This window comes from Aureimonas ureilytica (assembly GCF_001475935.1).
Taxonomy (GTDB): domain Bacteria; phylum Pseudomonadota; class Alphaproteobacteria; order Rhizobiales; family Rhizobiaceae; genus Aureimonas; species Aureimonas ureilytica_A.
This window is the reverse complement of sequence record NZ_LDQA01000028.1, coordinates 1-18,977: the sequence shown is the minus strand read 5'-3', so window position 1 is coordinate 18,977 and position 18,977 is coordinate 1. Positions and strand designations below refer to the sequence as shown.

Here is an 18,977-nt window from a genome sequence, read left to right as displayed (position 1 = left end):
CTCGAGCGGGCGAACCAAGACACGGACGGCAGTGTTCGGCCTCGCGCCGATCGATTGCCGCGCAAAGACCGAGCGCCGGAGTTTGTAGAACGTCCGTTTCCTCGAAGCCGGCTCAGTCGATCAGGACAAGGCGACGATCGGTTGGCACGCCACTCGTCACGTTCCGCGCTCATCACTCCTGGCGACAGGATGGATGTGTGACGGCACGGCGGACGTGTCAGGCCAGAGATCCGGTGAGCCCCGATCGATGCAACCGGCTCATCCTCATTCTGCGCTCGGCAGGGTTAAGGTCCCCTAACGAAAGCGACGGGTTGGGTCGGGTCCACCCCATTCCTCTCGATTGAGACTTGCTTCGGCGTCTCAGACAGATGGCGGCGTGTCCGCCGAGCGTCGACGCCACAAGGCGCTTTGTTCGAACAGGAGAACCAGAACGATCGCGATCGCGAAGGGGATCAAAAGATAGAGGATGCGGAAGACCAGAAGCGCGGCCAGAACGTCCGTCTCGGGAACATCGGACAGGCCGGCGAGGAAGGTTACCTCCAGAACGCCGAGGCCGCCGGGCGCATGGGACACGAGCGCCAGCGAGAAGGACACGACGAAGATCGCGAGAACCACGATGAAGCCGGGATTATGCTCGGGCGGCAGCGCGAAATAGATGATGCTGGCAGCGGCGGCGATCTCCATCGGAGCGGCGATCAACTGGCGGACCACCACGTCGCGGCGGGGATAGTGCAGATGGAACTTGCCGATGGATAGCGGCTTGAACCCCTTGAAGCTGCCGAACACATAGAAGGCGATCGCCACCACGATCAGCCCCGCGATGATCACCGGGACCGAGGAATGGATGTCGAAATAGCGCTCGATGATATCGGGCTTGATCAGAAGCGAGGTTGCGCTGACGAGCAGCACGCCGAGGCCGAAGGTGAAGGAGCAGAAGGCGATCAGAAGCGCGATTTCCGAGCCCGACAAGCCGCGCGAGCGATAGGCGCGATAGCGCACGACGGCGCCCGAAAAAACCGACGCGCCGATATTGTGCGACAGGGCGTAGGTCGCAAAGGACGTGGCCGCAACAAAGGGGAAGGGCACGGACCGGCCGAGATGGCGCAGCGCGAGTCGATCGTAATAGGCGAGGAAGATATATGCGACGACGGCGGATACCACGGAGCCGACCCATTGCAGCGGCGTGATGGCCACGAAGCTCGCCCAGATCTGATCCAGTGAGATCGTTCGCACTTCGCGGAACAGGAGCCAGCAGGAAAAGACCACCGCACCGATGCCGATCAGGGGCCAGATGGCATCCTTGAACTTCATGAAATACCCTTCCCGCCAAGGCCTTCAGCACAGCAAGATGCGCTGATGCCTTCCTCCGCCCTGCCACATAAGCCATTGAAATGGTGAAGGCAAAGCAAACGCGGCGCGGCACACTTCAGTTTGATGAAAACCGCCCCCGAGTGGCACGTCCCCGCCGATGGATAGCCTCCCCAAGCGAAGCCGCAGTGCGTTACGATCAACCACCCAAAATGTGCCTATCTTCCCTGCATGACCGCGCCATGTCGCGAAAGTGACGAAATTGTGGGAACCATACGAGGCGCTCTTCGTTTTGGCAGCATCGTAAAGCCTCCAAAGGAGCACAGCATGTCCCGTCGCGTCACCTCCGTCGCCCTCTCCCTTGTTGCAGTTCTGGCGCTCTCGGCCTGTGCCAATACTGTTCGCGGTGTCGGACGCGATGTTGGCAACACGGTCGATGCCACTGGCGCGGCCGTGAAGGATGTCACTCGCTAAGCGGATCATCCTTCAGGGGCTCCATACGTCTGTTTCCGGGCCGAAGCTTTCCTTCGAGAGCTTCGGCTTTTTCGCGTGTGCCCAAGACGTTCGCTGCTTCGAGCCGTCCCACTCTTCCAATCCTCACGAATCCTGAAAAAAAGCCGTCCGGCATCCGCGCGTCTGTGAGCGGATACCAGACGGTTGGGTCGTTCAGACGGGATGCGAAGCCTAGGGTGCGAGCGCACCATCAAGCGGCCGCGACAATCCGTCTGATATCGGCTGGGCGAAACGGCTTGGAAATGCTGGGGATGCGCCTCAACGACGGGGGGACATCCGATAGGCTGCCCGAGACGAAGCAGAACGGGATGGACTGCGCCTGAAGCCGCAGCGCGACGGGGAGGGAGGTCTGACCTCCAAGGTCGAAATCCAGCAGCGCGAAGTCCACGCCTTGCGCGACGTGGAGAAGACCGCTCGCGACATCCCGCGCCCAGACGCAATCCGCATTGGCATTCTCTTGAAGAATGTCTTCCAGATCCATCGCGATCAGCGGCTCGTCTTCGACAATCAGGATACGCATGATACAACTCCCTTGTCTCGAGAGAAGAATGCGCGATAGGCCATCTGGTTCAGCCCGGATGTAGAAATAATGCAAGTCGATCGTAAATCTGTATTAACCAGAATGAATAGTCGTCAATAATCCAAGTGTTGGTATTGTTTTGCGGGCGACCAATGATCCGCATGTGCTTTATCGACAGGCCCTGATCGACGGCGTGAGACGACGGCAATCTTCGAGAGGGCGGCTCCCTTCGGGGTGTCGGCCCGAAAGCCTCAGGCCGCGCGAATCGCTGGCGTCGCAGATGGGGAGTGAGATCCGAAATCGATCGCCTGCGCCGGTTTGGGGCGCGAGAAGTAGAAGCCCTGCAACGTGTCGCAGTCTAGTTCGGCCAGCAGGCGCGCCTGCTCCTGCGTCTCGACGCCTTCGGTTGTTACGCGCATTCCCAGATTGTGAGCGAGCGCGACGATGGTTTCCAGAATCTGCCGGACATTCGCTTCGCCCGCGTCGAAGGCGACCATGAAGGATTGATCGATCTTCACCGTGTCGAAGGGAAAGCGCCAGAGATAGCCCAGCGAGGAATAGCCCGTGCCGAAATCGTCCATCGCGATGGACACGCCGAGCTGCTTCAACTGGCGCAACTGTCCCAGCACCGCGTCGGAGCGCTCCAGAAGCAGCGTTTCCACGACTTCGATCTGAAGCCGATGTCCGTCGACCCCATGTCGATCGAGCGCCGCCTTCACGATCTCGAAGAGATCGTCGTCGCGGAACTGGGCCGGAGAGAGATTGATGGAGACGTAGAGATGCTCCGGCCAGAGCGCAACCTGCCGAATGCTTTCGTCGATCACCCAGTCGCTGATCGGTTTGATGAGATCGCGCGCCTCGGCAATGGGCAGGAACTCTGCCGGCGAGATATATCCGCCTTGGCTGTCGGGTAGGCGGATCAGCGCTTCGAAGCCCTTGGGCGTGCCGGAGGAGGCCGCCACGATGGGCTGGTAGAACAGTTCGAACCGGCCCGTCTTCAAGGCCGTGCGCATGTCCTGCTCGATCTGGCGGCGGCGCGTGGCCTCGGTGTCCATCCAAGGCTCGAAGATCGTGTGGAAGGCCGTCTTGGTGTCCTTGCAGACGGTCAACGCCAGATCGCTGTGACGCGCGAGTTCGAAAAAGCTGCGGCCGTGCTCAGGAGCCAGTGCGATGCCGATGAAGACGCGCGGAACGATGGAGTGTCCACCGATCTCCACCGGCTGCTCCATCTGCTGGCGAATCGCGCGCACGAGGTCGAGCGTCGCGTTGGGCCCCGTCATGCTGCGATGAAGGAGGCGGAAATCACCCGCCCCCATGCGCCCGAACAGATCGGTCTTGGCCATGACCTGACCGATCCGGTCGGCCACCACTCGCAGCAATTCGTCGCCGACCTCTTGGCCCAAGCTGCTGTTGATGCCTGACAGGCCTTCCAGATTGATCGCCCACAGAGCCATGCGCTCGCGGGTGGCGCGCGAGGTCGCGAGGATGCGATCGACGTCCTTCTGCATCCGCTGCCGATTGAGAAGCTGCGTCAGCGGATCGAAATCGGCCAGAAACCGAATACGCTCATTGGCGAGTTGCGTGCGATGCCGACGCGCCCAGATGAGACCGGCGGGAACGCCCACTGCCCCGACCGCCGCGCTCGCGACGATCCAGGCCATCCAGCGAAGCATGTCCGAAAGGTTCTGGCGCGACTGCGCCATATCGGGGCTGACGGAGAGGAAGCCGATCCTTTCATTCCCTCGGTCGAGCGGGACGATGGCCGTCGGCTGCGGGCCGTCCAGCCCTTCCGTCGCAATCCATGGGCTGGGCCGGCCGACAGTGCTTTGCGAAAGCGTGACGCCGGTCGCCGTACCCCCCGGCCGCTCCCGCAGCAGCCATTCGTTCTGCGTCGAGCGCGGCGTGAAGACTTCCTGGCCATCGCGGTTGAAAATGGAGAAATTCAGGAGATTGGCTGCGTTGCCGGCAATGCGCGCATTGACCTCGGCATCGGCGGTGCGCGACAGACCGGTCAGCAAGGCGTTGAGTTCGGTTTCGTTCTGAAGAAGAACCTGTGCGAAGGCTTGCCCGCGCGCTCCGACTTCGCCTTCCACGAGATGTCGAAGCGCGATCTGGCTTGCGTAATAACTCGCGCAGCCAACCACCGTCAGGAGGCCGATAGCCCCTGCGACGGTCGAAGCATATCTGCGCCCAAGTTTCAGAAGCATCCGCAGTTCCCTCTGACATAAGCTCTAGCCAGAGAACGCTTAATATTCTCTAACGCCTCATGCGGAGCTGACGTATGGGAACTTGGGCGCTCGGGTCTGCCCTATAGCTGCCAGCGTCGGTGGAACCACATCCACTGTTCCGGGTGCTCGCGCACCCACCCTTCCACGACGTCGTTGAGCGTCTGGCAGCTGGCGGGAATGTCGATCTCGCCCGTTTCGGTTCTCGGCAGTTCGAGGCGCGGCTCGAGTTCGAGCCGGTAGCGCCCATTGGGCAGACGGATGGAGCGCGCGGGATAGACGTCGCAGTTGAACTGACGCACCAGCTTGGGCAGCAGCGGGTTGGTACGGCAGGGGCGGCCGAAGAAGGTCGTCGGTGCGCCCTTGGCGAATTTCTGATCCACCAACATGCCGACATTGCCGCGGCGGTCGAGGATGCTGGCCAACGCCCACGCGGCACCTGCCTTGGACGGCACGAGGTGGCCGCCGCGTGTCTTGCGAGCGGTCTGCACCTCGCGGGCGATATAGCGGTTATTGGGCTGCCGGAAGAGGGCGGTGACTTCGAGGCCGAAGGTTGCCGCGCAGATCGGCAGCAGTTCGAAACAACCCAGATGCCCCGTGAAAAAAACGATCGGCTTGTCGCTGTCGCGCAGTTCCAGAAAGAGATCGATGCCCTCGACCTCGATCAGGCCCTCACCCGGCGGCCGGGCGGGATCGAAATCGAAGATCTCGTCGAGGAAGACGTATTCCGCTGCGATCCGCCCCATCTGGCCCCAATTGGCGCGCGCGGTCGCCTCGATCCAGGTTCTGTCCTTCTCGGGATAGGCAAGAGTCAGGTTGTCGAGGGCGAGCTTGTGGCGCGAGGTGAGGGGGCCGATCAGGCGGGCCAGCCTGTCCGCCGCCTTCAGACCCTTGTGAGCGGGAAAGAGGCGCAGGACACGCAGAATGGCGAAGAGAAGCTTCGCGGCGACATAGTCGCGCGTCTTCTTCTGGATTTTCCAGACCTTGGCGAGCGTCGGGTTCATCCGGTCGGAAGCGTCCCGCGATCCATATGGAGGATGATCTTGCCGAAGACGCGGCGTCCTTCCATCCGGTCGAGCGCCACCGCGATGTCGTCCAGTCCGACTTCGGTGTCGATCACGGGCTTCACGAGGCCGCGCGCCATTTTCTGCATGGCATCCGCCATGTTCTCCATGCGGCAGCCGAAGGAGCCGAGAAGCTTCAGCTGTTGCTGGAACAGCATCATCAGGTTGACCTCGGTGGAGACGCCCGAAGTGGAGCCGCAGGTGACGAGCCGGCCCCCGCGCTTCATGCAGAGCATGGAGCCGGCGAACGTGTCCTTGCCGACATGCTCGAACACGACATCGACGCCCTTTTTCTTGGTCAGCTTGCGCACCACGCCTTCGAAGCGATCGGTGCGATAGTTGATGACGTGATCAGCGCCCAGCGCCTTGGCCGGCTCGATCTTGTCGTCGGAGCCGACCGTCGTGATGACGGTCGCGCCGTGGCGCTTGGCGAGCTGGATCGCTGCCGTGCCGATGCCCGAACCGCCGGCATGGACGAGGATCGTCTCGCCCGGCTGAAGCTTGGCATTGTCGAAGAGCATATGTTCGACCGTGCCGAAAGTGACGGGGGCGAGCGCCGCACCGACCGCATCGCAGCCCGGAGGGGCGGGGACGAGCAGCCGCGCCGGCAGGTTGACGCGCTCCTGAGCGAAGCCGTCGAGATGGAAGCCGTGGACGCCCGAGACATGCTCGCAGAGATTGTCGCGTCCCTCGCGGCAGGCCTTGCAGAGGCCGCAGGTGCGCGCGCCGTAGATCGAAACGAGCTGGCCCGGAATGAGACCGGACGTGCCCGCGCCCAGAGCCTCGACCACGCCGGAGGCTTCCGCGCCGATCGTCAGCGGCATCTTGCGCTTGGCGAAGGCCATGCCGCGCCAGCCCCAGACGTCGATATGGTTCAGCGCCACGACCTTGATGCGCACGGTGACTTCGCCCGGACCCGGCGCGCCCGGCTCCTCGATCTCGACGCGGCGAAGATCCTTATCGCCGACCAGCTGCAATGCCTGCATGGGAAATGACTTTTCTGGTTAGCCGCGCGGCTCGCGCCCGATGACGAGCGAGACGTTCTGGCCGCCGAAGCCGAAGGAATTGGAAAGCACCGCCGACACATCGGCCGGGCGTGCGACGTTCGGGATCATGTCCAGCGGAATGGCCGGGTCGGGCTGGTCGTAATTGATGGTGGGCGGCAGCGTGCCCTCGCGCATGGCAAGCACCGAGAACACCGCCTCGATCGCGCCGGCTGCCGTCAGCGTGTGTCCGATCATCGACTTGTTGGAGGAGATCGGCGTCCTCCCGATCGCGTCGCCGAACACGGCCGACAGGCCGGTATATTCCATCCGGTCGTTTTCGGGCGTCGAGGTACCGTGCGCGTTGATATAGCCGATATCGCCGGGCTGAAGGCCCGCATCGTCCAGCCCCGCGCGGATGGTCGCGATGATGGGCGATCCATCGGGCTTGGAGCGGGTGCGATGGAAATCATCCGCCTTTTCGCCGACGCCGAGCAGGACGCCGAGTACGGTTGCTCCGCGCGCCTTCGCGGCGCTCAAGGATTCCAAGACAAGCGCGCCTGCACCCTCGGCCATGACGAAGCCGTCGCGATCCTTTGAGAAAGGCTTGGAGGCCTTTTCGGGGCGATCGTTCTGCGTGGAGAGCGCCGAAAGGAGCGAGAAGCGGATCAGCGCTTCCGCGCCGACCGACCCGTCCGTGCCGATGGCGATGCAGCGATCCGCGTCGCCCCGACGGATGGCTTCGACGCCAAGCTGGATGGCGCTCGCCCCCGACGCACAGGCGGTCGAGAGCGTGACTGGGAGGCCGCGCGTGCCGAGCTTGTCGGCGAGCCGCTCCGAAATGCCGCCAAACAGCGTCAGGTCGTAGATGCTGCGAGAGCGGTGCGTGCGCGCCAGCTCGATGAGCCGAAGATAACCGGCGTCCTCGCGCGCCTCGCCCGTCAGCTTGTCGAGCGCCAGACGCTGCGACCATTCGAGTTCGATCGGGGGCGCGGCCAGAAACAGCGGCGCGTCGAAGGCGGAGGTGTCGAGTCCGGCCATGGCGATGGCTTCGGTGCCGGCCGCTTCCGCCAGCGCATAGGACAGATCGATCCCGCTCCAGGGCTCGACGCCCATGAAATCCACCGTGCCGGCGATGGTCGTGCGCAGATTGTCGGTCGCAAAACGTGTGATCGTGTGGATGCCCGAGCGGCCGGAGACCAGCGCCGACCAATTGTCGGCAACGCCCCGGCCGAGCGAGGATACGACGCCGATGCCGGTGACGGCGACCACCGGGCGGCCGAGGAAATCCAGATCGATTGAAGCCATGATCGTCTTCCGTCTCAGGCGCGGCTCATGCGCGCCGATCGTTCGAGAAAAGGCGGCAGACCGCCTCAGACCGCTTCCATCAGGCAGACGCCTTCGCCGCGCACATGGCCGACGCCGGTCACCAGCGCGCGCTTGGGCTCGAAATCAGCCGGGCGTTCCTCGCCCCCGCCCGCTTCGGCCGGAATCTTGCGGCCTGCCAGAAGCGCGGCGGCGAGCGCCACGCCGGCGGGGAAGTGCGCTTCAAATCCATGGCCGATTGCCGTGCCATAGGCGCGGTGCGCGGCCTGCGGATAGGTCTGTCGCAGAAGCTCGGCTTCGGATTGCGTTACACCGTCGAGGCCCGTCGCGCCGGACAGAACCAGAAGCTCCTCGTCGCGCGCGCCGGCCTCATCCAGAAGCCGCGACAGACGCTTGCGGAAGGCCCCATCCTCGCGCGAGCCGCGATCGCCTGCCACGAAGCGAAGTTTGGCATAGGCCGTCGCGTGGCGCTCGGCGGCGTGTTCTGCGTCTTCCAGCACCAGGAACGCGCCCATGCTGCCCGGCGCGAGGCCCGCCGTCTCGCCCGAGCGGCCGGACACCGGCAACCAGTGATCGCGCAGGAGGAAACCGCCGAGCTCGTAATTGGTGAGAAGGTCCAGACGTTCGGCAGAAAAGGCGCCACCCACGAGGCAGACGCGGCTCTGGCCCGAGCGAATACGCGCGCTCGCGATCTGAACCGCCGACATGCCGGCGCTTTCCTCGCCCATGAAGGTGCGCGACGAACCCGTCACCTTATGGACGATGGAGATATTGCCGGCCAGGAGATTGGACAGCTGCGCCAAGAAGAGCGTCGGGCGAAGCTCGCTCGACAGAAGCTCGTTCAGGAGCGGCTGCGGATCATCGAGCCCGCGCGCGCGCGACATGACCAGCGCATCCACCTCCGGGTCGCGCTCGCCGCCGCCAGCCGACACGATCATGTCGATCCCGGCGCGGGTCGCCTCGTCAGCGGGAATGGCGGCGTCTTCGAGCGCCAGACCGGCGGCATAGACGCCGATCTTCTGCCAGGTCTCCATCTGCCGCTGGTCGCCCTTTTTGGGGATCTGGCGGCTCCAGTCGATCTGCGGCAGCGGATGGACGAAGGAGGGCGCGAAGCGCTCGGCCTCGATAGTCGGCTGGAGCGGGCCGGGCGCCGACAGGCGGGACACATGAGCTTCGACGCCTTCTCCGAGGGAGGAAACCAGTCCCAGTCCGGTGATCAGTACGTCGCGGGCGGCTTGTGTCATGGGTCGTCTTTCAGCGCGAGCCGGGGCAGGGCGCCGCCGGACCTGAAGCGCGGAAGGGCCGCGCCCGTCGTCTTGTCCTGTCTTCGGGGCGGATGCGCCGCTGGAGGGCGCCCCGCCTCGTATCGGAGTTTCAGGCGCCCTTGGCGGCGCGCAGCTCGTCGATCTTGGCGCAGAGGTTCTTCATGACGAAGTATTCCTCCGTGTTGGCCTCGCCCTCGTTGACGCGCTGCGTCCACTTCTCGAGCGGGATCTTGATGCCGAATTCCTTGTCGATCGCGAAAACGATGTCGAGGAAGTCGAGCGAATCGATGCCCAGATCGTCGATCGTGTGGCTTTCCGGGGTGATGCTGTCCCGATCGATCTCGCTGGTTTCGGCGATGATGTCGGCAACCCGGTCAAACGTTGAAGTCAAAACGGTTTCCTTCGAGAGGGGCTGAGAGTCCATGGTCAAGCGCGGTCTCTAGCTGATCGAGTCGCGACCCTATAGGCAATCGGGAGGATTTTGCAAAGCGCGGGCACCCCGTTCGCGCTGCGCACGGACCGTTCATCGCCTCTGCGACAGCCATGCCAAGTTTGAATGCGGTGCACGGGTAGCGCAAGCGTGTCTTGTTGCGCATATAGAAAAGACGCCAAAAGACAAAGCCGTGCTGCGATCCCGATAATAGGGAGAGACGGAATGCCCGTTTCTGCCGGATGGCCGCCGACGAACCCAAGAGCCGAACGCCGCCATGCCCGCATCCGCCCGTCCTTCGCACTACGCCTCCGGCCCGCTCTTTGCCGTCGCGCCGATGATCGATTGGACCCGTACTTCAAATATATATAACAATAACAAATAGATAGGGTGCTAAATTTGTACCTTGTAGCAGCCACTATTCGGCTCAATGGATTTCACTTCAAAGTTTGGAACTGGTAGGAGTTAAGGTACAATCCAGAATTGCCTCAGAAATCCCGAAAGCGATAGATGATCCCTTCTCGCAGCAATCGACACAGAATGCTCGGTGAACTCGTGTCTTTAGATGTGTGGCACGGGCAACTGAAGGAGGCTGGGGATACGGCCGCACTCCACGCAGATTTGTTTTTCCGTGAAGCCCGCATGGGTGGGGAGGCGGACTCGAACGTTAGATTCCGAATGAGCGTCCGCAAAGCAAGTCTCGTTTTACGTTTGCCTGAGGATAATACGATTGGCGTTGACCGAGAAACTGTTGCCCGGGACTCCGAGCCGGTCTCGGGCACCGTTACAAGGACAATAGTTCGAGAAAGGAAAGCTAGGGGAGCGGCAGTGTTAGATTTTACAACTGCAGCACTCCGGCCGAAGATAAATCTTGGAGCTGAAGCGTCGGGAAGTGTGCAAGATAAAACGTCTGTAGAGCTGCAGCGAGCTGTATCTTTGATCGTGTCTACTGGGCATTTCAATCAGGGCTCTTATCAGTGGGACTTGGAAGCCTTCAACCGAGGTCCGCTTCACGGCCGCCCTTGGGATGCGGTGAAAAATCCACGGCTAACGCTAATCGACCAACGGAAAAATAAACGATCATCTACAGGTGCGGTTGTCCTGGAAGTGCACTGCGTTCGAGAAGACCTTATAATTTCTGACATACATATTGAAACTGGTGGAGAATGGAAAGATATATTCTCTCTTAAAGGCGGCGCAAAAACTGCTGCTGCCGAAGCGCTTATTAGAAAAAGGTTAGGTGAAGAATTGCTGCCTGTAACCTCTATCGACAACGATTTTGCGACTTTGATTGTTGCTAGTGTCTTGGCGGAGAGCTGATTTGTTCTCTCGAGAGATTGAGTTAATCTATGCCGCGTCAACAGATGATCTTCGACAGCTGGCCGAGATCGTAGGTGAAGATCCGACAACGTTTTACAAACACGTTACATTGTCAAGCATAGACATTCGTGGAATGGATTTGACCGGTATCGAGATATTTGGTTTTGATGTACCAAATATTATCTTTGATATAACTACAAAGTTCGATCCTGTAATGCATTGCAATATGGTTGACCTGCAGGAATTGCAGCAAGCGGAGTCAATGTGGGATATAATATTTAACGAAATCTACACGGAAGCTTTTGATAAGGCCTATCGCACAAAGGGTTCGTTCATACTGCCTAAGTCAATTTACAGCAAGTTGCGAGCCCTCAGTAGTATAAGGCGAGGTATACATAGAGATCATGAGCTCATAAACTTGTTCGACCGTTTGGTATCCATGTATGATACAGATACGCAGCTTTTGATGCTATTCGTAGATCATTTGCTGGACTTCGGTGATTTCCAGCGAGCACGCGATCTTCTCGCAATTAATATCAAATTTAAATCGTCTGATGCTTCGAAAATTGATCGACTCGTTCGATTACTTTTTGAGACAGGAGAGATGAAGCAATGTATCGACGCGGCCGAAGCAGCGCTGAATGCGCTCCCGTCTGGGCAACGATACGTCAATTTAATCATATTGTTTTTTTACGTTGACAGTTACAATGATATTGAGAGAGTAATTAAAAGCATACCTTACAAGTCGCGCAAGATGGCGTATTCCATTGCAGTCGACCTGAAAAGGTACATTGACTCGCAAAGTTTTGACTCCGTGCTCGAACTCATGAGGCGAGGATTAAGCGATGATGATCTCCAAGCTATCTACGGAGGGTCTCGCTCTTACAAAAGGGCGGATGCAAATAGTGTATCTCTAGTGAAAAGATTGCATATTTAATTCAAAGTATTGTATCGCTCGCGTCTTGTGCAAGCGAGGCGAGCGCTAAGTATTATTCGCCTCGCGCACTAAGCTGCTCTGAACGCGAGTAAAGCGCTCGGCGTGATGCTTAGACTACGATCAGCCGATGGAAATCGTTGTCATTTCCGACAACATCTAATGCCTTATAAAACCCGTGTCCAAACTCGTAAGCCGCAATTCGCTGTTTTTCAAATGTATCCGATTTGCGCATATGTGAAACAAGCTCATCATCGCTGCAATTGGATGTCTGTAAGAAGCCATCGTAACGCTCTAAGATGTCGCTGATATGTTGGCGTAACACGCCAATTTGTGTGGCTGATGAGATCGATTGCAGCCGTTCGATTGGTGTTTGCATGCACATCGCGTTTGCTGCTTCGGGTGTAACCGTGCCCCGGACAGAAAATTCATTGAGAAGATAAAGGACGGCGCTGTAGCATGTAAGCATGCGACTATATTTCAGCTTCAAGTTTTTCACGCGCTTTTTGAATTTATCGTCGCCTGTAAGCGATCTGGTGCGCGCTTCATAGTTCACGCAGAATGTGCGCCAAAGACGAAGAACATCATTTGTGAAATAGGCGGGAATAAAATGGTCGCTGTGAGGTGGAAAGTCAGTCCAGTACGCTGACAAGATATCGTCTATGGCGGACGTGTGGATGCGGCTTCCAATCAGCGGACGGCTTTCTAGCAAAAGAAGAAGGCGAGCTGTGAATGCACCGGTCACGTCGTCGTTGGGCGAGCCGATCGCTTGAATCAGTGCCTTTGCGGTGAAATTCTCGAAATACTTTCCGTGGCCGTCGAGGTCTTTTAGGCCGCACGACCTGAGAGCTTTGATGAAATCTGCTTTGACGCAGATTTCATCGAGCTTGGTCAGCTCACTGGCTGTCAGTTCTTTCCCCTCACTGTCCAGTTTGGACGGGGTCAGCATGATCAGATCAAGATCGCTGAATTCTGATGCTTCCCCGCGACCCGTCGAGCCGGTCGCATAAACGCACACCTTTTCATTCGCGAAATAGGGTTTTGTCGGGTCGATGTTGGCTAAAAGGGCTTCGACCGTCCTGTTCGTGTGTTCACGTCTGCGGCTTATCTCTTCCATGTGGCGGCTCCCATTCGAACAGATTGGCGAAGATTTCCGCCTGTTCGATTGCATCATCTATCGCGTGATGCGTGTGGAGTCGATGGGAACGGAGGTGGCTTGGAACGCTCGACCGACCTGATTGGGCAATCGGCATTCCAGTTTTAACGGACAAAGCAGTCTTGATGTCGTAGCATTTTGAGTAGTCGAACGGAGAGCCTTGCTCGCAGTAATTCACGAAGTACCAGTACAGCCAAGTCCAATCAAAGCTAAGTGGATAAGCCACCAGAACTGGCGAGCCTTCGCCCGCAATCTCTCTTATCCAATTCGCAGCCTTTGTTAGCGCTTCCTTCGGGTCTTCACCTTCCAGGAGCAGGCGCTGGCGATCCAAGCCATTGACGTCTAGGGCTTCCTGTTCGTACTGCGAAGAGATTGGCTTAAGCTCATGATACACACGCTTCTCATGTGTGTCGGCACGCTTGAATTCCCGTCCGTCGTAGGTGCCTGCGAAGACGATTGCGAATGACAGCATTGAAAAGGGTCCAGGAATGGGACCATCGGTTTCAACGTCGGCCGAAAAGTAGACGTCCATAGACGGTTTCCGTTTCTGATCCGCGCCGTTTGCAGTCGCTATGATGCGACGGTCTGGCGTGAGAATGCTGTTCATAACGGTCATGTCCTAGTTCCTCAGATAGCCCAAACTGAGTCGGAGCCAAGCCTGGGCTATCTCTCGATAGCCGGTTTACACGAATCCTCGCCGTTGGGCTGCACTGGTGCGCGCGGTGGTCCAGCCTACGCACGAAATCCTCTGTGAAGCTGGCGGCACTCCTTCAGTGCGACTTCACGTCGTGCATCGAGGTATGCTGCGAGATCGGCTAGATGTACGCCTTTAGCGCACTTCTGTGACGTCTCCATCCGCACAAGTGGCATCGAGATTTCTCCCGCGCTAATTTTTCTCACGAGCTTTTCAGCGGTTAGATGGGTGAAAAAGTCGCGGCACACTTCTTCGACAGGGATCACTGGCTTCCCGCCGTACTGTGCCATGAGCAGAAAGACAGTGTTCATTTTTCTAGCTTTCTCGAAGTCTTGGAGCGGTTCCAGGTAAGTGGGGATGGCGTCCAGCGGCCTTGGGCCTCGGCGCATCTGAGGCAAAGCCGGATGCCGCCGGCTCTCGGGAAGTGAAGGGTGGCGGATTTCCCGCAGCGGCAGCGATCCCAAGAGGGGGTGCCAAAGACGGCGGGCGGCTCCGGGGGCTCCGGCTCGGCCGGTGGTGCCGAGCTGGGCGCGGGGGCCGGGGAGCGACCGGGTCGGCCGCCGTGTCGGCCGTTGCCGAAGAGGTCCGCCATCAGCCGCCCGCCTTGCCGCGCTGGGGAGGCCACGCGAGATTGCGGATCGCGGGATCGCGCGCGCCGCGCTCCCAAAGGCGCGGGCGCTGCAAGTCGGGATGCGGGGCGACGGATGCGAGCTGGCGCTCGATCACGGCGTCTCGCTCCATGTTCCAGCCGGCCTTCGGGCCGATGATTAGGTTGCGCTTGATGCCCTCGCACCATTGCCGAATCAGCGCGGGCGATGCGCCGTGAAGCGCTTCCGCTAGGGATGACAGCGTTTCCGCTTCGAAGATGAAGGGCGCGAGGTATCGTTCCAGAATACGCTTGCGCTCTCCGGGGCCGGGTAGGGCAATCTCGATTTGGATTTCGAACCGCCGCCAGATCGCTTGATCGATGTCGTCCGCAAGGTTGGTCGCGGCGATCACCGTTCCATCATGCGCCTCCAAGCGCTGAAGGATCGTGTTGATGGAGTGGTTGCGATCGGCCCCGGCCGCGCTCGCGGTGGAGCCGCGTTTCGAGCCCAAGCTATCGAACTCGTCCAGAAAGAGTACTACGGGCTGGCCGCCTGCGCGCACCGCTTCGAAGAGCCTTGCGATGTTCGCGGCGGTCTCGCCAAGGTATGAGGCCACGAGCTGATCGGCGCGGGCCACCACGAGCGGCAGGCCGAGGCGGGCCGCCAGATGATGGGCGAGCGTGGTCTTGCCGGTGCCTGGCGGGCCGTAGAACAGGGCGCGGCTCCGGGGCTTGAGGTTGACTTCCTCCAGCTCCTTCGCGGCCCAAATCTCGGTCAGCCATTCCGTGAGCGCGCCGCGCACGGGACGACTGAGGATCGGCTCGGCCGCGTCCTCGGGGTAGAGGATTTCGGCCATATCGGACAAGGCGTTTCGGTGGTGGCGTTCGAGCTGGCGCATCAGTCTTCCGCCGGTCCCATGCCGTCCGAGCCGGCGACATCGCGCCACCCTTCATCCCAGGCGCGGCGGCGATCGTCGTCCCAAGGGAAGGGGTTCTTGACGATGGGCGTGTTCTCGCGCGCGGCCTCCTGGCCGAGCTTGCGAGCCCCGTCCTGATCAACCTCCGGCGCGGGTTCGGCCGGGCGGCGCGGCGGGGCGGGATCATTCCGCTCGGGCCGCTTCGGGCCTTCCGGCTGAAACAGAAGCTCTTCGGACTGCGCTTCGCCGTCCTTGTCGCGCCACATGCGGAACGTGAGCCCGCCGCCGATCAGGTGGATTTCGCCATTGGTCGGAACCAATTGGAGAAGGGCGGCGATCACGCTTTCACGCGCGGCAATGTCCACGTTCATGGTGCCGACCGCCTTGAACAGCGGCAGCTCCTTCGCCATGCCGACCGCGTGGCTGTAGACATCATCGATCGCCTCCATCTCCTGGAGGTCTTGCGGCTTCATCGCACGCTTGGTCAGTGTGCGGCGCATGGCCTTCGTGTCGAAGCCTTCCGCCTTCGCCTCGGCGAAAATGGCCGCCTCGTCCTCGGCATAGGACTTCTTTTCCTCGCGCGTCCGCTCGATGCGCTCGATCAGGCTCAAGAGCTTCGGGCCGGGGGCGCTGTTGTGCCCGGTGCCGGCGGTCTTCTTCTTTCGGGCCATAGGTTCCTCGGGTTAGAGCTGCGCGGGATCGGCGGCGGCGATGGCGGGGCAGAGGCGGCGGAGGGTGGCGATGAAGAGGGCGCGGGCTTCGCGCTCGGGAAGCGGGCGAATGATGCCGGTGCTGACGGGTAGGCGCTCGGCCGCTTCAATGTCGGCGTCCCATGAGCGTGCGCCGGGGTGCATGAGGTCGTCGCGCTCGGTGCGCAGGGCGCGCAGGCCGATCGCCTTGACGGCCTCGCGGTGCTCGATATGCCTTTCGAGCGACAGCCCGGCGGCGCGGAAGATTTCCGTGTCGATCCCGCCTTTGATGCGCTCGCGGGAAGCGAGGAAATTCCGGGCGCGCCGGGGGCCGATGACGTGAGCCGTGTAGGGATCGATGTCGTCGGCGATCTGGCGCGCCACGGCGGCGACCATCGGGCGCGGGGTGTCGCCCGTGTAGGCGACATGGGCGCTGTCGAGAAGGCAATAGGCGGCCAACTCCCGATCGTCCGTCTCAGCCTCGGCCGCCTCGGCGCACAAGACGCTGTGCTGGGCGACCGAATAGAATTCGATCGTGTGGCCGGCAAAGCGCGGGATGCGCGCGAGGGCCGTCGCGATCTCGCCGGTGAGCATGGCGGGCGTGACGTGGGGCGCGCGCAAGGTGAAGGGCGCGCCTGGAAGCGTCTGCATCCAAGGTTCGGGGGGCTTCATGCTGCACCTCGCAGGGTCGCGATGACCTCTTCGGGCGACACGCAAATATCTGTCGCGAGCAGCGCCATCAGCTCGGGCTCTTCGCCGTCCTGCGTCAGGATGATGCAGCGTTTACCCTGACCGCAGAACCAGCCGGCCTCCAGATGCGCCGATCGTCCGCAGGGCAGGAGCAAGAGGCACGTGTCCGCCCACTGCATCGCGCGAAGATCGCTGACAAAGCCGCGCGCCGCGATCGGGTGTGTCGTGAGAAGGCGGCGATAGTCCTTGGCCTTCCACGACTGCCAGTCGGGATCGATCTCCGACCATTGAAAGCCGGGGACGCCGTTAAACGGATTTCGGAAGTCGTAAACCTCGTGACCGGCGTACCGGAGAAGATCGACCATCCAAGGTTGATGAGGGTTGCGCCAGGAGGACGCGAGATAGATGCGCGCCATTAGACCAGTTCTCCCTGCGAAGTCGCTGGCTGGGTCGATGCCTCGTCCGCGAGCTGGCGGAAGGTGTAGGACTGATCGTCGCGTCGGGTGAGGGCGAAGGGGATGGGCTTGGTCCAGTGCCATGCCAGCACCGGGACGATGTGCGAGTCCGTCAACGGGCCGTAGTTCGTGACGAAATGGCGGGCGATCTCGTCCAGCGAGTGCGTGGTGGTGTCGCCGTCGTCTTCCTCGCAGAAGAGCGTGGCCTTGCCGATCGAGCCGTCGATCACGAGCGGGTCGGACGGCCGCCAGGAGCCGTCCGGTTGAACCGCGATCTCGATTTTTCCGAGGTCGAAATAGGCGCGGAAGGGAACGATGGTGCCGGGCAGGACGCGGCGGCGTCCCGTCTCGTCGCCCTCGTCTTCGTTCGGCCCCGACAGGGCCACGCCGGTCAGGAGGCGCACGGCGATCCAGTCGTCCGGCGTCTGACGCGGCGGGGGCGAAACCTCGTCCAGCATGTCGGAGGGGAGCCAGCCGGTGGGTTGCGCAAAGGGCCAATCCGCGCGCATCAGACCCGACGCTCCCGTGCGGCGTTGGCGAGGGCGCGGGCGTCTTCGCCGTAGAGAGTGAGGGCTTCGCGGGTCCAGCCGCGCGCGATCAGGTCTTCGGCCTCGACGCTCTCTTTCAGGGCGGCGATATCGCGCATGTCGTCCGCCATTTTGCGGCGCACGGCCTCGGGCGTGTCGGTCGGACCGGACAGCGACAGGCGGCCGGGCTGGGTGAGGCGCGGGGTTTCGTGCGCGGCCTTGAAGGCGGCGGCACGGGCGATGATGTCGGCGGCGTTCAGCATGGGGACTATCCGTTGAGTTCGCGCCGCGTGAGGCGGGGCGCGCGATGGCAGGGATCGACCGTTTCGCGGTCCAGTTTGATCTTGCGGATGGGGCGGCCGACGCCTTGGGCCTTGGCTCGCGCCTCGCCGGGCGAGCGCGCGTTGAACAGGAGGGCGTCGGCGGCTCCCGCGAAAAAGACGCGGAAGTCGGGCATCAGTCGGCGTGAATCGGCGGGAAGTCTTCCGGGTCCAGCCGCTCGTGCGGCTCCAGCGCGGCTTCCGCGCCGGCGCGGGTGAGGAGGCAGACGCGGCCGGACAGGCCGACCTTCTCGACGGTCGCCAGTCCGGCTTCGACCATCTCCATCCAAGGCACGAAGGCCAGCGCGTCGGGATGGACGGCTGTATAGTTGCGGCTGGAGCGGGCGAGGCTGTTGGGCAGGCCAAGGGCGCGGCGCGCGAGGGCGCGTTGTTCGGCGTTCATCCGCCCGCCTCCGCGATCATCAGGACGCCGCGCGGGGCGGGCGTCGTGGTGCCGATAGCATAGACGCCGATCGCGCCGACCATGCCGGCGACGGCGGCGAACTCGGCCGTGGTGCGCAGGACGCGGGCGAGGGGCAGAAAGTGACTGATAATGCGCGCGGTCTCGCGCAGCTCGGCGGTGAGGGCGTCGCGCATCAGAGGCCACCCCGCATATAGGTGGCGATCAGGATCGCGAGGATCGGGGAGGCGGCGAGACAGCCGATGGCGATGGCGACAGCGATGGTGCGAAAGCCCGCCTCGTCGGTCTCGGCCTTCTCGCGGCGCTCCATCTCGCCGGGTTCGGCGTAGACCGGAGCGAAGTCGGGGAAGTCCCGCACGAAGGCGTCCGTCCGGGCTTTGAAGTCGTCGGCCGCCCTGCCGTGCTCTTCGTACTCGCGGCGCGCCTCGGCGGCGCGGCGCGCCATGGCGACCGCGACCGCGACCGCCTCGGGGCTCGGCGCGAAGGTGGCGACGATCTCGGCGCGCGTCTCTTCGCGCGTCGGCTCGGGGCTCGTGTTGGAGTTGGCCGGGGCGCGCATCAGAGGGCGGCCTTGATCAGCGCGGCGAACAGGGCGGTGAAGACGATCGCGGCAGCGCCGACGATCGCCATCATC

General features: G+C 61.7%; 24 protein-coding genes. 3 read left to right on the top strand and 21 right to left on the bottom strand.

Going from position 1 to position 18,977, the window contains the following annotated elements; all coding sequences use genetic code 11:
* Nucleotides 1-360: 360 nt before the first annotated feature.
* Nucleotides 361-1,311: a lysylphosphatidylglycerol synthase transmembrane domain-containing protein gene (locus tag NS365_RS12575; RefSeq protein WP_058600640.1), complete on the bottom strand. Its 951-nt coding sequence runs from the start codon at nucleotides 1,309-1,311 to the stop codon at nucleotides 361-363.
* A gap of 324 nt (nucleotides 1,312-1,635) precedes the next feature.
* Here NS365_RS12575 and NS365_RS24505 point away from each other — a divergent pair, with 324 nt between their 5' ends.
* The gene (locus NS365_RS24505; RefSeq protein ID WP_192843391.1) at nucleotides 1,636-1,782 is read left to right on the top strand and encodes a hypothetical protein; all 147 of its coding nucleotides are present in this window, start codon (nucleotides 1,636-1,638) and stop codon (nucleotides 1,780-1,782) included.
* A 229-nt stretch (nucleotides 1,783-2,011) separates the two neighbouring features.
* Here the strand turns inward: NS365_RS24505 and NS365_RS12570 are convergent, their stop codons facing one another.
* From NS365_RS12570 to NS365_RS12540, 7 genes are all read right to left on the bottom strand, one after another.
* On the bottom strand, nucleotides 2,012-2,341 hold the full coding sequence (locus NS365_RS12570) for a response regulator (RefSeq protein WP_058600639.1): 330 nt from the start codon (nucleotides 2,339-2,341) through the stop codon (nucleotides 2,012-2,014).
* 251 nt (nucleotides 2,342-2,592) lie between these two features.
* Complete coding sequence (locus NS365_RS12565) at nucleotides 2,593-4,548, bottom strand: putative bifunctional diguanylate cyclase/phosphodiesterase (protein ID WP_082684583.1); 1,956 nt, start codon at nucleotides 4,546-4,548, stop codon at nucleotides 2,593-2,595.
* Nucleotides 4,549-4,649: 101 nt separating this feature from the next.
* Nucleotides 4,650-5,570 carry a lipid A biosynthesis lauroyl acyltransferase gene (locus NS365_RS12560; protein WP_058600638.1) on the bottom strand — a complete coding sequence of 307 codons (921 nt, stop codon included), beginning with the start codon at nucleotides 5,568-5,570 and terminating at the stop codon, nucleotides 4,650-4,652.
* A complete protein-coding gene (locus NS365_RS12555; RefSeq protein ID WP_058600637.1) occupies nucleotides 5,567-6,616 on the bottom strand; it encodes a zinc-binding dehydrogenase in 1,050 nt (349 codons plus the stop codon). The genes NS365_RS12560 and NS365_RS12555 overlap by 4 nt, the downstream gene beginning before the upstream one ends.
* 18 nt (nucleotides 6,617-6,634) lie before the next feature.
* A complete protein-coding gene (locus NS365_RS12550; RefSeq protein WP_058600636.1) occupies nucleotides 6,635-7,921 on the bottom strand; it encodes a beta-ketoacyl-ACP synthase in 1,287 nt (428 codons plus the stop codon).
* A gap of 65 nt (nucleotides 7,922-7,986) precedes the next feature.
* The gene (locus tag NS365_RS12545) at nucleotides 7,987-9,183 is read right to left on the bottom strand and encodes a beta-ketoacyl-ACP synthase (protein WP_058600635.1); all 1,197 of its coding nucleotides are present in this window, start codon (nucleotides 9,181-9,183) and stop codon (nucleotides 7,987-7,989) included.
* Nucleotides 9,184-9,313: 130 nt separating this feature from the next.
* On the bottom strand, nucleotides 9,314-9,628 hold the full coding sequence (locus NS365_RS12540) for an acyl carrier protein (protein WP_193753432.1): 315 nt from the start codon (nucleotides 9,626-9,628) through the stop codon (nucleotides 9,314-9,316).
* Nucleotides 9,629-10,174: 546 nt separating this feature from the next.
* Between NS365_RS12540 and NS365_RS24105 the strand changes: the two genes are divergently transcribed.
* Together NS365_RS24105 and NS365_RS12535 are read left to right on the top strand one after the other, a co-directional pair.
* Nucleotides 10,175-10,954: a hypothetical protein gene (locus NS365_RS24105; protein WP_153003755.1), complete on the top strand. Its 780-nt coding sequence runs from the start codon at nucleotides 10,175-10,177 to the stop codon at nucleotides 10,952-10,954.
* Nucleotides 10,955-11,087: 133 nt separating this feature from the next.
* A complete protein-coding gene (locus NS365_RS12535) occupies nucleotides 11,088-11,891 on the top strand; it encodes a hypothetical protein (RefSeq protein ID WP_153003754.1) in 804 nt (267 codons plus the stop codon).
* A gap of 109 nt (nucleotides 11,892-12,000) precedes the next feature.
* Here the strand turns inward: NS365_RS12535 and NS365_RS12530 are convergent, their stop codons facing one another.
* From NS365_RS12530 to NS365_RS12470, 13 genes are all read right to left on the bottom strand, one after another.
* The gene (locus tag NS365_RS12530) at nucleotides 12,001-13,005 is read right to left on the bottom strand and encodes a nucleotidyltransferase domain-containing protein (RefSeq protein ID WP_058600633.1); all 1,005 of its coding nucleotides are present in this window, start codon (nucleotides 13,003-13,005) and stop codon (nucleotides 12,001-12,003) included.
* The gene (locus NS365_RS12525) at nucleotides 12,980-13,660 is read right to left on the bottom strand and encodes a 3'-5' exoribonuclease domain-containing protein (protein ID WP_153003752.1); all 681 of its coding nucleotides are present in this window, start codon (nucleotides 13,658-13,660) and stop codon (nucleotides 12,980-12,982) included. Before NS365_RS12525 ends, NS365_RS12530 begins: the two co-directional genes overlap by 26 nt.
* A gap of 116 nt (nucleotides 13,661-13,776) precedes the next feature.
* A complete protein-coding gene (locus NS365_RS12520; RefSeq protein WP_058600925.1) occupies nucleotides 13,777-14,049 on the bottom strand; it encodes a pyocin activator PrtN family protein in 273 nt (90 codons plus the stop codon).
* 280 nt (nucleotides 14,050-14,329) lie between these two features.
* Entirely contained in the window at nucleotides 14,330-15,223 is an 894-nt protein-coding gene (locus NS365_RS12515; protein WP_058600632.1) for an AAA family ATPase, read from the bottom strand.
* Nucleotides 15,223-15,912 carry a DUF2312 domain-containing protein gene (locus NS365_RS23580; protein ID WP_082684582.1) on the bottom strand — a complete coding sequence of 230 codons (690 nt, stop codon included), beginning with the start codon at nucleotides 15,910-15,912 and terminating at the stop codon, nucleotides 15,223-15,225. Before NS365_RS23580 ends, NS365_RS12515 begins: the two co-directional genes overlap by 1 nt.
* Before the next feature lie 12 nt (nucleotides 15,913-15,924).
* Complete coding sequence (locus NS365_RS24775; protein WP_058600631.1) at nucleotides 15,925-16,602, bottom strand: hypothetical protein; 678 nt, start codon at nucleotides 16,600-16,602, stop codon at nucleotides 15,925-15,927.
* Entirely contained in the window at nucleotides 16,599-17,036 is a 438-nt protein-coding gene (locus NS365_RS12500) for a hypothetical protein (protein ID WP_058600630.1), read from the bottom strand. The genes NS365_RS24775 and NS365_RS12500 overlap by 4 nt, the downstream gene beginning before the upstream one ends.
* Nucleotides 17,036-17,584, bottom strand: a complete 549-nt coding sequence (locus tag NS365_RS12495) for a hypothetical protein (RefSeq protein ID WP_058600629.1) — start codon at nucleotides 17,582-17,584, stop codon at nucleotides 17,036-17,038. The genes NS365_RS12500 and NS365_RS12495 overlap by 1 nt, the downstream gene beginning before the upstream one ends.
* Nucleotides 17,584-17,865: a hypothetical protein gene (locus tag NS365_RS12490; RefSeq protein WP_058600628.1), complete on the bottom strand. Its 282-nt coding sequence runs from the start codon at nucleotides 17,863-17,865 to the stop codon at nucleotides 17,584-17,586. The genes NS365_RS12495 and NS365_RS12490 overlap by 1 nt, the downstream gene beginning before the upstream one ends.
* A gap of 5 nt (nucleotides 17,866-17,870) precedes the next feature.
* A complete protein-coding gene (locus NS365_RS12485) occupies nucleotides 17,871-18,059 on the bottom strand; it encodes a hypothetical protein (RefSeq protein WP_058600627.1) in 189 nt (62 codons plus the stop codon).
* Entirely contained in the window at nucleotides 18,059-18,325 is a 267-nt protein-coding gene (locus NS365_RS12480; protein ID WP_058600626.1) for a hypothetical protein, read from the bottom strand. Before NS365_RS12480 ends, NS365_RS12485 begins: the two co-directional genes overlap by 1 nt.
* The gene (locus NS365_RS12475) at nucleotides 18,322-18,519 is read right to left on the bottom strand and encodes a hypothetical protein (protein ID WP_058600625.1); all 198 of its coding nucleotides are present in this window, start codon (nucleotides 18,517-18,519) and stop codon (nucleotides 18,322-18,324) included. The genes NS365_RS12480 and NS365_RS12475 overlap by 4 nt, the downstream gene beginning before the upstream one ends.
* A partial coding sequence (locus NS365_RS12470; protein WP_058600624.1) for a hypothetical protein occupies nucleotides 18,519-18,977 on the bottom strand: 459 nt, incomplete at its 5' end. The genes NS365_RS12470 and NS365_RS12475, both read right to left, overlap by 1 nt.

Excerpts from the sequence above, each read along its gene's own strand:
- NS365_RS12575 (WP_058600640.1), bottom strand. The coding sequence starts at position 1,311 with ATGAAGTTCAAGGATGCCATCTGGCCCCTGATCGGCATCGGTGCGGTG.
- NS365_RS24505 (WP_192843391.1), top strand. The coding sequence starts at position 1,636 with ATGTCCCGTCGCGTCACCTCCGTCGCCCTCTCCCTTGTTGCAGTTCTG.
- NS365_RS12570 (WP_058600639.1), bottom strand. The coding sequence starts at position 2,341 with ATGCGTATCCTGATTGTCGAAGACGAGCCGCTGATCGCGATGGATCTG.
- NS365_RS12565 (WP_082684583.1), bottom strand. The coding sequence starts at position 4,548 with ATGCTTCTGAAACTTGGGCGCAGATATGCTTCGACCGTCGCAGGGGCT.
- NS365_RS12560 (WP_058600638.1), bottom strand. The coding sequence starts at position 5,570 with ATGAACCCGACGCTCGCCAAGGTCTGGAAAATCCAGAAGAAGACGCGC.
- NS365_RS12555 (WP_058600637.1), bottom strand. The coding sequence starts at position 6,616 with ATGCAGGCATTGCAGCTGGTCGGCGATAAGGATCTTCGCCGCGTCGAG.
- NS365_RS12550 (WP_058600636.1), bottom strand. The coding sequence starts at position 7,921 with ATGGCTTCAATCGATCTGGATTTCCTCGGCCGCCCGGTGGTCGCCGTC.
- NS365_RS12545 (WP_058600635.1), bottom strand. The coding sequence starts at position 9,183 with ATGACACAAGCCGCCCGCGACGTACTGATCACCGGACTGGGACTGGTT.
- NS365_RS12540 (WP_193753432.1), bottom strand. The coding sequence starts at position 9,628 with ATGGACTCTCAGCCCCTCTCGAAGGAAACCGTTTTGACTTCAACGTTT.
- NS365_RS24105 (WP_153003755.1), top strand. The coding sequence starts at position 10,175 with ATGCTCGGTGAACTCGTGTCTTTAGATGTGTGGCACGGGCAACTGAAG.
- NS365_RS12535 (WP_153003754.1), top strand. The coding sequence starts at position 11,088 with ATGGATTTGACCGGTATCGAGATATTTGGTTTTGATGTACCAAATATT.
- NS365_RS12530 (WP_058600633.1), bottom strand. The coding sequence starts at position 13,005 with ATGGAAGAGATAAGCCGCAGACGTGAACACACGAACAGGACGGTCGAA.
- NS365_RS12525 (WP_153003752.1), bottom strand. The coding sequence starts at position 13,660 with ATGACCGTTATGAACAGCATTCTCACGCCAGACCGTCGCATCATAGCG.
- NS365_RS12520 (WP_058600925.1), bottom strand. The coding sequence starts at position 14,049 with ATGAACACTGTCTTTCTGCTCATGGCACAGTACGGCGGGAAGCCAGTG.
- NS365_RS12515 (WP_058600632.1), bottom strand. The coding sequence starts at position 15,223 with ATGCGCCAGCTCGAACGCCACCACCGAAACGCCTTGTCCGATATGGCC.
- NS365_RS23580 (WP_082684582.1), bottom strand. The coding sequence starts at position 15,912 with ATGGCCCGAAAGAAGAAGACCGCCGGCACCGGGCACAACAGCGCCCCC.
- NS365_RS24775 (WP_058600631.1), bottom strand. The coding sequence starts at position 16,602 with ATGAAGCCCCCCGAACCTTGGATGCAGACGCTTCCAGGCGCGCCCTTC.
- NS365_RS12500 (WP_058600630.1), bottom strand. The coding sequence starts at position 17,036 with ATGGCGCGCATCTATCTCGCGTCCTCCTGGCGCAACCCTCATCAACCT.
- NS365_RS12495 (WP_058600629.1), bottom strand. The coding sequence starts at position 17,584 with ATGCGCGCGGATTGGCCCTTTGCGCAACCCACCGGCTGGCTCCCCTCC.
- NS365_RS12490 (WP_058600628.1), bottom strand. The coding sequence starts at position 17,865 with ATGCTGAACGCCGCCGACATCATCGCCCGTGCCGCCGCCTTCAAGGCC.
- NS365_RS12485 (WP_058600627.1), bottom strand. The coding sequence starts at position 18,059 with ATGCCCGACTTCCGCGTCTTTTTCGCGGGAGCCGCCGACGCCCTCCTG.
- NS365_RS12480 (WP_058600626.1), bottom strand. The coding sequence starts at position 18,325 with ATGAACGCCGAACAACGCGCCCTCGCGCGCCGCGCCCTTGGCCTGCCC.
- NS365_RS12475 (WP_058600625.1), bottom strand. The coding sequence starts at position 18,519 with ATGCGCGACGCCCTCACCGCCGAGCTGCGCGAGACCGCGCGCATTATC.